The sequence below is a fragment of the Ruegeria sp. ABV3_008 genome (assembly GCF_056161185.1).
On the sequence record NZ_JBSWYP010000002.1, the window covers coordinates 83,045 to 98,632 of the forward strand.

The following is a 15,588-nucleotide window of genomic DNA, read 5'->3' on the forward strand; positions in this document are numbered from 1 at the left end:
GAGAGGCCCAATAAACGGAGCCTCTCATGACCAAGATTACCCCTCAACCCGGCATTATGGACATTGCGCTGTATCAAGGCGGCCAGTCGCATGTGGCGGGTGTTGAGCATGTGATCAAGCTGAGCTCCAACGAAAACCCGTTTGGTCCAAGCCCCAAAGCGATTGAGGCGGTGCGCGACAGCGCCGCCACCTTGCATCGCTATCCCAGCACCGACCACGCCAGCCTGCGCAATGCGGTGGGCGCGCGTCACGGTCTGGACCCGGCGCGGATCATATGCGGTGTGGGCAGTGACGAAGTGCTGCAATTCATCGCTCAGGCCTATGCAGGGCCGGGGGATGAGGTGATTTATACGGAGCACGGGTTTTCCATGTACCCGATCATTGCTCGGATGGCGGGTGCCACGCCGGTCATGGTGGCCGAGCGCGAGCGCAAGGTCGACGTGGATGCCATTTTGGCAGCCATCACAGCGCAGACGCGGATCGTGTTTGTCACCAATCCCGGCAATCCGACCTCAACCATGATCTCGCAGCAGGAGCTGGGGCGTTTGGCGCAAGGTCTACCGGATAGCTGTCTGATGGTCATCGACGGGGCCTATGCCGAGTTTGTCGACGGTTTCGATGGCGGGGCGTCTCTTGTGGATGCCCATGAGAACGTCATCATGACCCGGACCTTTTCAAAGGTCTATGGGCTGGGCGGCATGCGCGTGGGCTGGGGCTATGCGCATCAGTCGATCATCGACGTGCTGAACCGGGTGCGCCAACCGTTCAACCTGTCTTTGACCGCGCTGGCTGCGGCCGAAGCAGCTGTAAATGATGTCGACTTCCTGTCCTTCTGTCAGGCTGAAAACGCGCGCCTGAGGGCATGGCTGTCGGATGAGCTGGCCAAGATCGGTGTCCCGTCGGACCCGTCTTTCACCAACTTCATCCTCGCGCGCTTTGCCGATCAGGCCGAGGCCGAGGCCTGCGACGATTACCTAAAATCGCAGGGTTTGATTGTGCGGCGCGTTGCGGGCTACAACCTGCCAAACGCGCTGCGGATCACCGTGGGCGATGAAGAAGCCTGCCGCCGTGTCGTCGCGGCCATCACCGCATTCAAAGAGGGCGCAGCATGAGCCAGATTTACGACCGTGTTGCGCTGATCGGGCTGGGCCTGATCGCCTCCTCCATGTTCTGGGCCATCAAACGCGCAGGTCTGGCTGGCGAAGTCACCGGCTATGCACGCTCTGAGGCCACCCGCGACACAGCCCGCAGGATCGGCCTGTGTGACCGGGTCTGCGACACCGCGCAAGAGGCGGTCGAGGGCGCGGATCTGATCGTCCTCTGCGTTCCGGTTGGCGCGATGGGCGTGGTCGCACAGGACATCGCCCCAATGCTGAAGCCGGGGGCAACGGTGACGGATGTTGGATCGGTCAAACGCAGCGTGATCGAGGCCGTTTCGCCTCATATCCCTGAAGGCGTCTATTTCATCCCTGCGCACCCTTTGGCCGGGACCGAGCATTCGGGGCCTGAGGCCGGGTTCGCCGAGCTTTTTGACAATCGCTGGTGTCTGCTGGTGCCGGTCGAAGGATCGGACCCCGAGGCCACCGCCCAGTTGCGGGCCTTGTGGGAAGGGATGGGGGCCAATGTCGATGAGATGGACGCAGATCACCATGATCTTGTTCTGGCCGTGACCTCTCATGCACCGCACCTGATTGCCTATACGATGGTCGGTGTTGCCGATGACCTGCGTCGGGTGACCGATAGCGAGGTCATCAAGTACTCGGCTGCGGGCTTTCGGGATTTCACCCGCATTGCGGCCTCGGACCCAACCATGTGGCGCGACGTGTTCCTGACCAACAAGGACGCGACGCTTGAGATTTTGGGCCGTTTCACCGAAGAGCTTTTCGCCCTGCAGCGCGCGATCCGCACCGGGGACGGAGAGCATCTGTTCGACTATTTCACCCGCACCCGTGCGATCCGGCGTGGGATTATTGATGCGGGTCAGGATACCGACGCGCCGGACTTTGGCCGGGGAAAGGCAGGATCATGAAACAGGTTTTGCGGTACGCGATTGTTGCCGTGCTTTGGGCCACATCCACCCAAGCCGCCGCGCCCGAGCAATCGTTGTTTCCAATTGCGCGCCCCGGAGCAGTCGCAACTGCTGGCATCGTCGCGATCTCCAGCCGGGCAGCAACGCCTCTGACCATCCCGAACCTGCGCCCGGAAAAACGACCCGAGTCGCCTCAGCTGATCGCCGCAGCAGCGCGCCCGGCGGATTTGCCGCTGCTGGGGCCTGATACCTCTTTGATGCCCTACCTCAGACCCAAATCGTTGGAGCAGGAGGTGATTTTCAAGAAGCGCAAGCTGCGCAAAGGCTCGGTCTGCGGTGATATCGCGATACAAGGCAAACCTGTCGGGCGTGTCTCCAGCAAAACAAAGGCCTGCGGGGTCAAGGATGCGGTTCAAATCACCTCCGTCTCGGGAGTGACGCTGAGCCGGGCTTCGACGATGGATTGCGGCACGGCCATCGCGTTGAACAAATGGGTCGACAAAACCGTCAAGCCGACTTTCAAACGCCGTGGTCCTGTGGTGCAGCTGCAAGTTGCCGCGCACTATGCCTGCCGTACGCGCAACAACCAAAAAGGCGCGCGAGTCTCTGAGCATGGCAAGGGCCGCGCCATAGATATTTCCGGCTTTGTCATGGCGGATGGAGAGGTTGTGACCGTTCTGAAAGGCTGGCGCAAGAACCCCTCGCAAAAGCAACTCAAGAAGATATGGCGCGGGGCTTGCGGGCCGTTTGGCACCGTGTTGGGACCCAATTCAGACAGGTATCATCGGGACCATTTTCATCTGGATACGGCGCGGTATCGCACCGGGTCCTATTGCCGTTAACGCAGGATCAGACGTGGGGCCGGGCCAAGAGGGAGCGGCCCCAGAGCCACGAATCCGTCACGGAAGTTTAGTTGCAGGTCCAGCGCGTTCGGGTTGCCGCCCAGTCCGGCCAGAAAGTTGAGCGCGCGGGTCACCGGGTCAACGGCTTGATCGGGCAGGGCACCGGCGGCATTCGCCATTGCGATCATGTCACGCCAATTCTCGGCTTTGATTGCAATCTCTCCGGTCGGGATGCCCTGCGAGTCTACGTCCAACTCACCGGCTGCAAACAGGCGTAACTCGCCCCATTTGAACTCGGCCAGATTCAGATCAATGGCGACGGGCTGAGGGCGGCTGTCCTCTAGCGCGGTCCGGTCCCAAGGCTTGTCGAACGTGGTCAGCATATCCAACTGCAACTTCTCGAACCGCTGGGGGAGCGAGGTCGCCGATTGCATCAGCGCACGCAAATCCTCACCGGGGGTAAATCCGTCAATTTGCGCCGTGATGGCATAGGCTTCGGGCGCAGTGGTCTGCTCCATGATGACGCTGAGGGTACCACCGTCTGCCAGCGCCTCATTGTCTTCGCTGATCAGCCATGGACCAGCGGTTAGTGCCATCTTCTCAAGCACCAATGCGACACCGGGTTGTAGTTCCAACTCGGCTTGCAAAGCCTTGGCCTCGATCGTCGCGGTCTGGTCGAAATAGGATAGGCGCTGAGGCGTATCGGCAAAGCTCAGGGTTTGACGACCGGGCCAGATTGCGGGGCTTTGAAACTCGATCCAATCGGCGCTCCAGGCGGTGCCGTTGACTGGATCGGCCAGCGCCGGGTTGTTTAAGCGGGTGGTGTGATGTGTCGGGTAGCCCGCCGTTTCAACGCCTGAGAATTCGGCTTGCCAGCCGCGCGCCTGCTGGGCATCGAACCAGCTGGTGATCGCATTGCGCAGACCATAGCCCGCGATGAACCAATAGGCGCTCCATGCGATGGCGATAAAAATGAACACTCGTATCAGACGGCGCATGAGCATTGGCCCTTTTTCCTGCCTTGGATTTGATGTTTATAGGCCCAAACGGGCAAGGACCAGAGCAATGACGATGTGGGTTTTCGGATATGGATCGCTACTGTGGAACCCGGGCTTTCCCGTGGCACGCACCGAGCTTGCGATGCTGCACGGATATGCGCGCTCTTTCTGCATGAGTTCGATCCACCATCGCGGCACCGAGGACCACCCCGGCCTTGTGCTGGCTTTGGACGAACAGCCTGAGGCGCATTGCAAAGGTTTGGCGCTGGCCGTGGAAGCTGGGCATGAGGACCGCACCCTTCACGAACTGCGTGAGCGCGAGCTGATCTCGTCGGCCTATGTCGAAAAGATGCTGGACGTGCATCTGGACAATGGTGAGGTCGTAAATGCCGTAACCTATGTGATTGATGCCGATCACGTACAGTATTGCGGCGGCATGCCATTGGAAGAGCAGGCTCAGATCATCGCCCATGCCGTTGGAGGGCGCGGTCCAAACACAGAATATCTGTATAACACCACCGAGCATCTGGCCGAGATCGGCCTGCACGATCCCGATCTTGAGTGGTTGTCGCAACGGGTGCGCAGCATCACCGCATAAACCCTTGGCGTCATCGGCGTCTTTTCGCTAGATTCAGGCCAGAGCAGGCAGAACCAGGAATAACGCGCATGGCGCAGGCACAACAGGGCGCGAGACCGCATTTCTCGCAACCGATCCGGCAGATTCTTCTGATGCTGATCGCAATCGGCCTGTCGGGCCTCGGGGTGTTTCTGGCGCTGCCCTATGTGCTGCCGGTCTTCTTTGCCAATCCCTATCTGAACGGCTTCATCCTGCTGGTGTTCATCATCGGTGTCTTCGCCTGTTTCTATCAGGTCGCGCAGCTGATCGGCTCGGTCCGCTGGATCGAGGCTTTTGTGGGCGGTGTGGTGCATGAGGATGCGCGCACCCCTCAGTTGCTTGCGCCATTGGCCTCTCTGCTGCGCGAACGCGGTGCGCGGTCGCAGATCAGTTCAACCTCGACCCGGTCCATTCTGGATTCGGTTGCGGAACGGGTTGAAGAAGAGCGTGAGATCACGCGCTACATCACCAACGTTCTGATCTATCTAGGCCTCTTGGGGACATTTTTCGGTCTGGCCACCACGGTGCCCGCCATTGTCGACACCATTCGCAGCCTGAACCCGCAGGAAGGGGAAGAGGGGCTGGCCGTCTTCAACCGTTTGATGACGGGCCTTGAGGCGCAGCTGCAGGGGATGGGTGTTGCGTTCGGATCATCCTTGCTGGGCCTCGCCGGGTCATTGATCGTGGGCCTTTTGGAGGTCTTCGCCGGTCACGGACAAAACCGTTTCTACCGCGAGCTTGAGGAATGGCTGTCGGGCATCACCCGGGTCGGATTTGCCTCGGGCGAAGATGGCGGGGCTGAGGTCGCGGTTCTGGCGCCTGTTCTTGACGCCATGTCCGATCAGATGAACGCGCTACAGGATCTGTTCTCGGCGCAGGAGGAAGAGCGGGCCGACGTGTCCAACAAGCTTGGTCAATTGGTCACTGTCATCAGACAAATGAACCAGCGTCAGGCGGATAATGAAGGCGTTACCGCCGCGCTGGAGCGTGTTGCCTTGGGTCAGGACGCCTTGCTGGATCACATGCGCGAACACGGGGCGGGCGAGGGCATCGATGCAGAAAGCCGGATGCGCCTGCGGTCGATGGATGTTCAGTTGCTGCGCATCCTCGAAGAGATCTCCGCCGGTCGTCAGGACAGCATGAACGAATTCCGCAAGGATATCGAACTGCTAGTGAAGGCTCTGACCCTGCCACGCGGCGCGGTTCGAACCACGCACGAGGGGGAATAACCCATGGCCCTCTCCCGCCGCACCGGTCAACGGTTCCAGGGCTCGGTCTGGCCCGGTTTTGTCGATGCGATGACGGGTCTGTTGATGGTTTTGACCTTCGTGCTGACTATCTTCATGGTCATCCAATTCGTGCTGCGTGAAACGATCTCGGGTCAGGAGGATGAGCTGACGACCCTTGCGGATGAGGTTGCCGCACTGGCTGGTGCTTTAGGGTTGGAAGAGCGTGAGAATAGCCGTCTGCAAGCGCGGTTGGGGGCCTTGAATGCCACACTGACCGAAACGGAAGATAGTCTGGCTGAGGCGCAAAGCCAGATCACTGGGTTCGAGGCTCAGGTCGCGGCGCTGTTGGCTGATCAGGCGCGTGCGCAAGACGCGATCGCTGCGCTTGAGACGCAACGGGCGGATCTTTTGGGCGAACGCGACAGTCTGAATCAGGCCCTGGCGAAAAGCCGCGAAGAAATTGACGCGCAAGCCGAAGCCGCCCGCCTTGCTGCAGCCCGCCGTGAGGCGCTGGAGGCTCTGGTCGCAGATTTGGAACAAAGCGGCGAAGAACGCGCTGCGAAGATTGCTCAACTCGAAGATCAGCTAAGTGTGGAAGAGGCTGGCAGGCTGGCGGAGGCTGCCGCTGCCAAAGCTCTGAGGGATCGCCTTCAGAACGCTGATGCGGAACTGACCGCCATGACCCTAGCGCTTGAGGCGCAGCGCAAAGAGGCTGAGGATACCTTGACCCTCTTGGCCGCTGCAAATGCTGCCCGCGCAGAACTGGAACGACAGTTTGGTGAGCTGAACGCAGAAGAGCTGGAGGCCAAATTGGAGGCCGCTCTGGCAGCACAGGCCGAGGCGCAGGAAGATGCAGCATCCCAGCGTTCCCTGGCCGAACAGCGCGATGCATTGCTGGCCGTAGCCCGCGAGACGCTTTCGGCGGAACAGGCGGTCTCGGAAAAAGCGCAGCGAGAGGCCGCTTTGTTGAACCAGCAGATCGCAGCGTTGCGCGGACAATTGGGATCGCTACAGGCTCTGCTGGATGACTACGAGGACCGCAATACGGCCGCTGAAATCCAAATCCAGTCTCTGGGGCAGGACCTGAATGCGGCTCTGGCTCGTGCCGCATCCGAGGAACGCCGCCGCCGCCTGCTGGAAGAGGCCGAGCGTCAACGCCTTGAGGCTGAGGCCGAAGCACTGGCCGGACAGAATGAGGAACTCGCGGCGCAGGCCGAGGATTTGCAGCGCTATCGGTCGGAATTCTTCGGCCGCCTCCGTGACGTGTTGGGCGATCAGGATGGTGTGCGGATCGAAGGCGACCGGTTCGTGTTCTCCTCTGAGGTTCTGTTTGCCACAGGCTCTGCCGTGTTGTCGCTGGAAGGTCGGCAGGAGGTCGCCAAGGTCGCTGAAATCCTCCGCACAGTTGCTGCCGAAATCCCAGAAGGTCTGAACTGGGTGATCCGGGTGGATGGCCACACCGACAACGTGCCCTTAGCCGGGTCGGGTCGGTATCGCGACAACTGGGAACTTAGCCAGGGTCGGGCGCTCTCCGTCGTGCGCTATATGGTCGAAGCGCTGGGCATTCCACCCAGTCGCTTGGCCGCCAACGGGTTCGGTGAGTTCCAGCCGGTCAACCCTGAAGACACGCCCGAGGCGCGGGCACAGAACCGACGGATTGAGTTGAAACTGACCGAGCGCTAAGGCCCTCGCGTGGCGAAAAACCGCCTTTGCGATCTGGACTTGCCGCCCGCACCCGATGAAACACACCCGTCTCAAACCTAGATTACTGTCATAGGTTAAGAGGAGACGCGCGTGGCCCAGAAGGGAGCAGACCTGTACCAAACGGTTGAAACGGCATTGCGAGCATCATACCGACGGGTGGTGTTGTGCCAGACCGCAAGCGGAGACAGGTTCTGGCTCAAACGGGTTGAGCGCTTTGCGCCCCATCTCTGGCTGGTCAAAGGTTGCCCTCAGGCGGCGTTTGCCAGGGATCGGACGTCGCATCGCTATTTGTGGAACAAAGGCGTGCCGGTGCCGCGCATCTTGGCCGAGGGTTCGGATTTCATCGCCGTCGAGGATGCGGGTCTCAGCCTGACCCGGTTTTGCGGGGATCGTTCCCTTGAACTTGTCAGCAAACAAACGGCCTGCCGCGCGGCGGGAAGGGCTTTGGCGCGGCTTCATGCGTTAGATCTTGCCCATGGCCGCCCCGCCTTTCGCGATATGTGCTGGGACGGGCAGCAGATCAGGTTCATTGATTTCGAGTACTTTAAGCCGGCCAAAGCGGGGAGGCTTCGCAAAGCCCGCGATCTGAGCATCGCTGTGCTGTCGGCCTTGTCGCAAGGTCAGCTAGGAATGCGCTATGCGTCCAGCCTGCTATCCGGCTATTGGGCGGTTCGGGGCAAATGGGCCGTCGCCCATACCGCTTCAGCGCGTCGAATCCAGACCGGGCAGTGAGAACCGGATTTTTACCATAAGGCATTGGGCATGAAAAAAACCCGCCAAACACTGGCGGGTTTTTCTGCTTCGATGATCTGCGATCAATCCGCCGTCAAAAGCGGAGGTTTGTTGCCCGGAATACGCGGCTGATCGGGGCCGAGGATATCCAAGTGCAGATCGCCTTTCTTGACGGAGACACGAACAACACCGCCCTTGGCGAGTTTACCAAACAGCAACTCTTCGGCCAGTGGCTTCTTGATGTGTTCCTGGATCACACGGCCCAGAGGACGCGCGCCCATCTTGTCGTCATAGCCTTTGTCGGCCAACCATACGGCGGCTTTGGGCGTCAGGTCGATGGTCACGCCGCGATCCAGCAGTTGCGCCTCAAGCTGCAGAACGAACTTTTCGACCACCTGCAGGATGACCTCTTTCGGCAGCGGCGCGAACGAGATCACCGCGTCCAGACGGTTGCGGAATTCCGGCGTAAACGTCCGCTCGATCGCAGCGGTGTCTTCGCCCTCGCGACGGTCGCGGCCAAAGCCGATGGCGGCCTTTGCCTGTTCCTGAGCACCCGCGTTCGAGGTCATGATCAGGACCACGTTGCGGAAGTTCACTGTGCGGCCGTTGTGGTCGGTCAGCTCACCATGGTCCATGACCTGCAGCAAGATGTTGAACACATCCGGGTGCGCTTTTTCGATCTCATCCAACAGCAAGACGCAGTGAGGATGCTGGTCGACGCCATCGGTCAACAGACCGCCTTGATCGAAGCCGACATAGCCCGGAGGCGCACCGATCAGACGGCTGACCGCGTGTTTCTCCATATATTCCGACATGTCGAAGCGCAGCAGTTCCACGCCCAGATTATCGGCCAGCTGTTTCGCCACCTCGGTCTTACCCACACCGGTCGGACCGGCGAACAGGTAGTTGCCGATGGGCTTCTCAGGTTCCCGCAGCCCGGCGCGCGCGAGCTTGATTGCGCTGGCCAAGGCCACAATGGCGTCGTCCTGTCCGAAGACCACCCGTTTCAACGAGGCTTCGAGGTCTTTCAGAACCACCGCATCGTCCTTGGTGACGTTCTTCGGTGGGATGCGGGCAATCTTGGCGACGACGGCCTCGATTTCCTTCACACCGATTGTCTTGCGTCGCTTGCTTTCGGCCAGCAAATGCTGCGCGGCACCGGCCTCGTCGATGACGTCGATCGCCTTGTCCGGCAGTTTACGGTCATTGATATAGCGCGCCGACAGTTCAACAGCGGTTTTGATCGCATCCGCAGTGTATTTGATGGCGTGATGCTCTTCGAAATAAGGCTTCAGACCGCGCAGGATCTTCACGCTGTCTTCAACAGAAGGCTCGTTCACGTCGATTTTCTGGAACCGACGGCTGAGCGCGCGGTCTTTTTCGAAGTGTTGACGGAATTCTTTGTAGGTAGTCGAGCCCATGGTGCGCAGCTTGCCCCCTTGAAGCGCAGGCTTCAGCAGGTTTGAGGCGTCCATGGCCCCGCCCGACGTCGCCCCGGCACCAATCACGGTGTGGATCTCGTCGATGAACAGCACCGCATCTGGGTGATCTTCCAACTCAGTCACGACCGCTTTGAGACGTTCTTCGAAATCGCCGCGATAGCGGGTTCCGGCCAGCAGAGCGCCCATGTCGAGCGAGTAAATGGTGGTGTTCGAAAGTACATCCGGGGCTTCGCCAGCAACGATCTTATGCGCCAGACCTTCGGCAATCGCCGTTTTGCCCACGCCGGGGTCACCCACCAGCAATGGGTTGTTCTTGCGCCGGCGGCACAGCACCTGAATGCAGCGCTCGACCTCATCGGCGCGGCCGATCAGCGGGTCCACATCGCCTGCGCGCGATTTCGCGTTCAGATCGACGCAATATTTGCCCAACGCGCTTTCTTTTTGATCTTCGTCGCTGGCGGTGGCCTGCACTTCATCCTCGACCTGATCCGCGCCCGAGACCGAGCGGCTTTCGCCATAGGCCGGGTCTTTCGCGACGCCGTGCGCGATGAAATTGACCGCGTCATACCGGGTCATGTCCTGTTCCTGCAGGAAATAAGCAGCGTTGCTTTCGCGTTCGGCGAAGATGGCGACCAGTACGTTGGCGCCTGTGACCTCAGTCCGGCCCGAGCTTTGCACGTGAATGGCCGCACGCTGTATGACGCGCTGGAATGCTGCCGTTGGTACGGCCTCGGACCCGTCGATATCGGTGACGAGGTTCGACAGATCCTCATCAATGAATTCGACCAATGTACTGCGCAATTCGTCCAGATCGACGCTGCAGGCTTTCATGACCCGGATCGCGTCAGGCTCTTCCAAAAGCGCCAGTAGTAGATGCTCTAACGTAGCAAACTCATGTCGCCGTTCATTCGCCGCTGCCAGAGCTGCGTGAATGGCTTGTTCCAAAGTGCTCGAGAATGAAGGCACGCGGGTGCTCCTCTGTCTTGGGTCAGAAGGGGGCAGGCTTGCGGCCGGATCCCCATCCCAACCATGTCCTCATACTATTAGAGTTTGGTTGATCGACGCCCGGCTTCAAGGGTTTTCTTTCACTTGACAGTCACATTTGTTGTGAGAGTGGCCGTGAGGATGGTCAAATAGGCATCAGAAATTGTCTTTTCTACCCCTGATCTCGGCAAAAACAGCAACCGGGTCCGCGCCTTCCATGCCCAAATGGGCCAGAATCGCCGGATCATCGGCGCGCAGGAACGGGTTGGTTGCCTTTTCCAGACCCAATGTTGAGGGCACCGTGGGCAGACCTGCAGAGCGCGCGCGGTCGATATCGGCGACGCGCTGTTGCAATGCAGCATTATTCGGATCAACGGTGACGGCGAATTTGGCATTGGACTGGGTGTATTCATGGCCCGAACAGACCAGCGTGTCATCTGGCAGCGCCGCAAGCTTGCTGAGTGAGCGCCACATCTGCTCTGGCGTGCCTTCGAATAAACGCCCGCATCCCAGCGCCATCAGGCTATCCGCAGTGAAGACAGCGGCACTTTGCGGCATGTAATAGGCGACGTGACCCAAAGTGTGCCCCGAGACATCCATTACCTGAACTGGCTCGCCCGCAAACTCAAAACTCTCACCGTCGCTGACTTGTTGATCGAGCGGGGGCAGGCGGTGGGCATCGGCGGCGGCTCCGATTACCTTAGCGGAGTGTTTTTCAAGAATTCCGGGCAGTCCGTCGACATGATCCCAGTGGTGGTGGGTCAGAAAGACATGGCTGAGGGTCCAGCCACGCGCCTTCAACTCGGCCAGGATGGGCCCGGCTTCGGGTGCGTCGATCAGCGCGGTCGCGCCGCTTTGGGCATCATGCGCAAGAAACGCGTAATTATCGCTGAGACATGGGATGGTTACGATCTCAAGAGGCATGGCCTTTTGCCCTTTCGTTGCTAGACTGCGCCTCAGCTAAGCCGATTGACCGGGTGTCCGCAATGCATCTTGATGTGCAGGATCTGAGGAATTTCTACTATCGCAGTACGCTGGGCCGTGCGGCACAGGCTGCGATTCGTGGTCGGCTGATCGACCTTTGGCCTGAGGCGAAGGGCCAAACGGTGGCCGGATTTGGCTTTGCGGTCCCTCTTCTGCGGCCCTACCTCGCCGATGCGCGGCGGGTTATCGGTTTGATGCCCGGCCCTCAGGGGGTGATGCCCTGGCCTGCCGGGATGCCCAATGTGTCCGTCCTGACCGAAGAAACGCTCTGGCCGATTGAGACGGGCCACGTGGACAAGCTGGTGGTGATGCACGGGCTTGAGACCTCGGAACAGCCCAGCAAGGTGCTTGAGGAATGCTGGCGCGTGTTGGGGCCGGGGGGGAGGGCGCTTTTTGTAGTGCCGAACCGGGCGGGGCTGTGGTCGCGATCCGACCGGACACCGTTCGGATTTGGTCACCCATATTCGGCCACGCAACTTGAGAACCTTCTGCGCAGCCATCATTTCGTGCCTGAAAACCACTGTTCCGCGCTGTATCTGCCGCCCTCGTTCCGACGGTTCTGGCTAAAATCGGGTAGCCTGATCGAAAAAACCGGCCAGCGTATTCCCACCATTATGGCCGGAGGCGTGCTAATGGTTGAGGTCAGCAAGCTGATCCGCCCGCCAAGCGGTACGGTCACCAAGGACAAGGTGAAACGTCCGATCAAGGCGCTGGACGGTTTGCTGAAGCCGGCGTGACGATTCCGCGCAGTCATTGGGAAAAAATGCGGGAAAAAGGCCACAGGAATCGCAAAAACCTGCAAATCAGTAACATTTTTCAACTGCGCCAAGGGGTCCAAACGGTCGCACTTGGGTTAAGCCTATGAAAAATAACGTTTTGTGGATAATTCAGTTACCGCTATCGCGTATTGCTTGGTGGAAGCACCTCTGATACATCCCCGGTGATTTTGATCCCCGCCCTTCAAGGACGGGGTATCTTCACGCCCCCGGGTTGGCTGCGCGCGCGGTTTTCGGGGCCTAAGTATCGGAAGGGTGGACGTGTCCGAACCAGCTTCGATTTCCACAGGCATCGCCGAGCGCTATGCCACCGCGATTTTCGAGATCGCAAAAGAGAACAAAGACCTTGCAGGTCTGGAATCCGGCATCAATGATCTTGCGGCAGCACTGGGCGAAAGCGCCGATCTGCGCGACCTGATCGCATCTCCGCTGGTTTCCCGCGCCGAACAGGAAAACGCCATTGCCGCTGTTGCTGACAAGATGGGCCTAAACGCCATCCTGCGCAACACGCTGGGTCTGATGGCACAGAAGCGTCGCCTGTTTGTGGTGCCGCAGCTGGTGCAAGTCCTGCGCGATATGCTGGCCGAAGAGCGCGGCGAAGTGACCGCCGATGTCGCCTCGGCCAAGGCGCTGACCAAGACGCAAATGGAAAAACTGTCCAAGACGCTGTCCGAGCGTGTGGGCAAGACCGTGACTATCAATGCGACCGTGGATGAAAGCCTCATCGGCGGTCTTGTCGTTAAAGTGGGCTCGAAAATGATCGATAGCTCGATCCGTTCGAAGCTGAACTCCCTACAGAATGCAATGAAAGAGGTCGGATAAATGGGAATCCAAGCTGCAGAGATTTCTGCAATCCTGAAGGACCAGATCAAGAATTTTGGTCAGGAAGCCGAAGTGGCCGAGATCGGCCGCGTGCTGAGCGTCGGTGACGGGATTGCCCGTGTATACGGCCTGGACAACGTGCAAGCCGGTGAGATGGTCGAATTCCCCGGTGGCATCATGGGCATGGCCCTGAACCTGGAAAGCGACAACGTCGGTGTCGTAATCTTCGGTTCTGACCGTGACATTAAAGAAGGTGACACCGTCAAGCGCACCAACTCGATCGTGGACGTTCCGATCGGTGACGAGCTGCTGGGCCGCGTTGTAGACGGTCTGGGCAACCCGCTGGACGGCAAAGGCCCGATCAACGCAACCAAGCGTGGCGTTGCAGACGTTAAAGCCCCCGGCATCATCCCGCGTAAATCGGTGCACGAGCCGATGGCGACCGGCCTGAAATCGGTTGACGCGATGATCCCGATCGGCCGTGGCCAGCGTGAGCTGATCATTGGTGACCGTCAGACCGGTAAAACCGCCGTTGCTCTGGACACCATCCTGAACCAGAAAGTTTACAACGACGCAGCAGGCGACGACGAGTCGAAGAAACTGTACTGCGTTTACGTTGCGGTTGGTCAGAAGCGCTCGACCGTGGCGCAGCTGGTGAAGAAACTGGAAGAGTCCGGCGCGATTGAATACTCGATCGTTGTTGCCGCGACCGCGTCCGATCCGGCGCCGATGCAGTTCCTGGCGCCTTACGCCGCGACTGCGATGGCCGAGTACTTCCGCGACAATGGCCGCCACGCGCTGATCATCTATGATGACCTTTCGAAGCAGGCTGTGTCCTATCGTCAGATGTCCCTGCTGCTGCGTCGTCCGCCGGGCCGCGAAGCGTATCCGGGTGACGTTTTCTACCTCCACTCCCGTCTGCTGGAGCGTTCGGCGAAGCTGAACGAAGATTTCGGTGCAGGCTCGCTGACCGCTTTGCCGGTTATCGAAACTCAGGGTGGTGACGTTTCGGCGTTTATTCCGACCAACGTGATCTCGATCACCGACGGTCAGATCTTCCTGGAAACCGAGCTGTTCTACCAAGGTATCCGTCCTGCTGTGAACACCGGTCTGTCGGTTTCGCGTGTGGGCTCCTCGGCCCAGACCAACGCGATGAAATCGGTTGCTGGTCCGGTGAAACTGGAACTGGCTCAGTACCGCGAAATGGCTGCGTTTGCGCAGTTTGGTTCGGACCTCGACGCCGCAACTCAGCAGCTGCTGAACCGTGGTGCGCGTCTGACCGAGCTGATGAAACAGCCGCAGTACTCGCCGCTGACCAACGCGGAAATCGTCTGCGTCATCTTCGCAGGGACCAACGGTTACCTCGACAAAATCGACGTATCGGATGTTGGCCGCTATGAGGCCGGTCTGCTGGCGCACCTGCGCGGTAAGCATGCTGACCTGCTGACATGGCTGACCGACGAAGATCCGAAGATCAAAGGTGAAGCGTCCGACAAGATCAAGGCAGCGATCGACGAATTTGCCGCGACCTTCGCATAAGAGGAGGTTCCGATGCCTAGTCTGAAGGACCTTAAAAACAGGATCGAGTCGGTCAAATCGACCCGCAAGATCACCAAGGCCATGCAGATGGTCGCGGCTGCAAAACTGCGCCGCGCCCAGGAATCTGCTGAAGCCTCGCGCCCCTATGCCGAGCGGTTCAATGCCGTGATGGCGGGGCTGGCGGCTTCGGTCGGGGGTAGCGACAGCGCCCCCAAGCTGCTCCGTGGTACGGGCAGTGATGATGTCCATCTGCTGGTTGTGATGACAGCTGAACGCGGCCTGTGTGGCGGCTTCAACGCGAACATCGCAAAGCTTGCCCGTGCCAAAGCGGAAGAGCTGCGCGGCAAAGGCAAAACGGTCAAAGTTCTGACCGTCGGCAAAAAAGGCCGCGACGCGCTCAAGCGCGATCTGGGCGATTTGTTCGTAGGTCATGTCGACCTGAGCGAAGTCAAACGTATTGGCTACACCAATGCGCAAGACATTGCGAAGGACGTCCTGTCTCGCTTTGATGCGGGTGAGTTCGATGTTGCCACGATCTTCTACTCGAAGTTCGTCAACGTTGTGACACAGATCCCGACGGCACAGCAGGTTATCCCCGCCTCGTTCGAGGACGAAGCGGCAGGTGACGACAGCGGTGCCATCTTCGACTACGAGCCCAGCGAAGAGGCCATTTTGGCTGACCTGCTGCCCAAGGGGGTTGCGACCGCGATCTTCTCGGCTCTGCTCGAAAACGGAGCGTCTGAACAGGGCGCACGGATGTCCGCGATGGACAACGCGACACGCAACGCGGGTGAGATGATCGACAAGCTGACGATCCAGTTCAACCGCTCGCGTCAGGCCGTGATCACCAACGAGCTGATTGAAATTATTTCCGGCGCCGAAGCGCTGTAA

Annotated in this window: 14 protein-coding genes; 11 read left to right on the forward strand and 3 right to left on the reverse strand. The window is 59.6% G+C overall.

Annotated features, from left to right (window positions below; translation table 11 throughout):
* The first annotated feature begins 26 nt into the window (after positions 1-26).
* Genes hisC through ACXAH8_RS04505 form a run of 3 tightly spaced genes read left to right on the forward strand, consistent with a single transcriptional unit; the run spans position 27 to position 2,871 of the window.
* Entirely contained in the window at positions 27-1,112 is a 1,086-nt protein-coding gene (gene hisC / locus ACXAH8_RS04495; protein ID WP_475216411.1) for a histidinol-phosphate transaminase, read from the forward strand.
* On the forward strand, positions 1,109-2,029 hold the full coding sequence (locus ACXAH8_RS04500) for a prephenate/arogenate dehydrogenase family protein (protein ID WP_475216413.1): 921 nt from the start codon (positions 1,109-1,111) through the stop codon (positions 2,027-2,029). The genes hisC and ACXAH8_RS04500 overlap by 4 nt, the downstream gene beginning before the upstream one ends.
* Positions 2,026-2,871, forward strand: a complete 846-nt coding sequence (locus ACXAH8_RS04505) for an extensin-like domain-containing protein (RefSeq protein WP_475216416.1) — start codon at positions 2,026-2,028, stop codon at positions 2,869-2,871. The genes ACXAH8_RS04500 and ACXAH8_RS04505 overlap by 4 nt, the downstream gene beginning before the upstream one ends.
* On the opposite strand, the gene ACXAH8_RS04510 is transcribed toward ACXAH8_RS04505, so the two are convergent.
* Positions 2,868-3,869: a DUF2125 domain-containing protein gene (locus ACXAH8_RS04510; RefSeq protein ID WP_475216418.1), complete on the reverse strand. Its 1,002-nt coding sequence runs from the start codon at positions 3,867-3,869 to the stop codon at positions 2,868-2,870. The genes ACXAH8_RS04505 and ACXAH8_RS04510 overlap by 4 nt on opposite strands.
* 67 nt (positions 3,870-3,936) lie before the next feature.
* Between ACXAH8_RS04510 and ACXAH8_RS04515 the strand changes: the two genes are divergently transcribed.
* From ACXAH8_RS04515 to ACXAH8_RS04530, 4 genes are all read left to right on the forward strand, one after another.
* The gene (locus ACXAH8_RS04515; RefSeq protein ID WP_170701916.1) at positions 3,937-4,467 is read left to right on the forward strand and encodes a gamma-glutamylcyclotransferase; all 531 of its coding nucleotides are present in this window, start codon (positions 3,937-3,939) and stop codon (positions 4,465-4,467) included.
* Positions 4,468-4,535: 68 nt separating this feature from the next.
* Positions 4,536-5,714 carry a biopolymer transporter ExbB gene (locus ACXAH8_RS04520; protein ID WP_475216420.1) on the forward strand — a complete coding sequence of 393 codons (1,179 nt, stop codon included), beginning with the start codon at positions 4,536-4,538 and terminating at the stop codon, positions 5,712-5,714.
* 3 nt (positions 5,715-5,717) lie between these two features.
* Positions 5,718-7,397: a peptidoglycan -binding protein gene (locus ACXAH8_RS04525; protein ID WP_475216422.1), complete on the forward strand. Its 1,680-nt coding sequence runs from the start codon at positions 5,718-5,720 to the stop codon at positions 7,395-7,397.
* 111 nt (positions 7,398-7,508) lie between these two features.
* Positions 7,509-8,150, forward strand: a complete 642-nt coding sequence (locus ACXAH8_RS04530) for a phosphotransferase (RefSeq protein WP_475216424.1) — start codon at positions 7,509-7,511, stop codon at positions 8,148-8,150.
* 83 nt (positions 8,151-8,233) lie between these two features.
* Here the strand turns inward: ACXAH8_RS04530 and clpA are convergent, their stop codons facing one another.
* Positions 8,234-10,558, reverse strand: a complete 2,325-nt coding sequence (gene clpA / locus ACXAH8_RS04535; RefSeq protein WP_475216426.1) for an ATP-dependent Clp protease ATP-binding subunit ClpA — start codon at positions 10,556-10,558, stop codon at positions 8,234-8,236.
* Between the two features lie 174 nt (positions 10,559-10,732).
* Complete coding sequence (gloB, locus tag ACXAH8_RS04540) at positions 10,733-11,500, reverse strand: hydroxyacylglutathione hydrolase (RefSeq protein WP_475216428.1); 768 nt, start codon at positions 11,498-11,500, stop codon at positions 10,733-10,735.
* Between the two features lie 62 nt (positions 11,501-11,562).
* Between gloB and ACXAH8_RS04545 the strand changes: the two genes are divergently transcribed.
* From ACXAH8_RS04545 to ACXAH8_RS04560, 4 genes are all read left to right on the forward strand, one after another.
* Positions 11,563-12,297 (forward strand): class I SAM-dependent methyltransferase, encoded by a 735-nt coding sequence (locus ACXAH8_RS04545; RefSeq protein ID WP_170374614.1) that lies wholly within the window; start codon positions 11,563-11,565, stop codon positions 12,295-12,297.
* Between the two features lie 300 nt (positions 12,298-12,597).
* Positions 12,598-13,158 (forward strand): F0F1 ATP synthase subunit delta, encoded by a 561-nt coding sequence (locus ACXAH8_RS04550; RefSeq protein WP_170374616.1) that lies wholly within the window; start codon positions 12,598-12,600, stop codon positions 13,156-13,158.
* On the forward strand, positions 13,159-14,697 hold the full coding sequence (gene atpA, locus ACXAH8_RS04555; RefSeq protein WP_170374618.1) for a F0F1 ATP synthase subunit alpha: 1,539 nt from the start codon (positions 13,159-13,161) through the stop codon (positions 14,695-14,697).
* A 12-nt stretch (positions 14,698-14,709) separates the two neighbouring features.
* Positions 14,710-15,588, forward strand: coding sequence for a F0F1 ATP synthase subunit gamma (locus ACXAH8_RS04560; protein WP_170374620.1), 879 nt, complete (start codon positions 14,710-14,712; stop codon positions 15,586-15,588).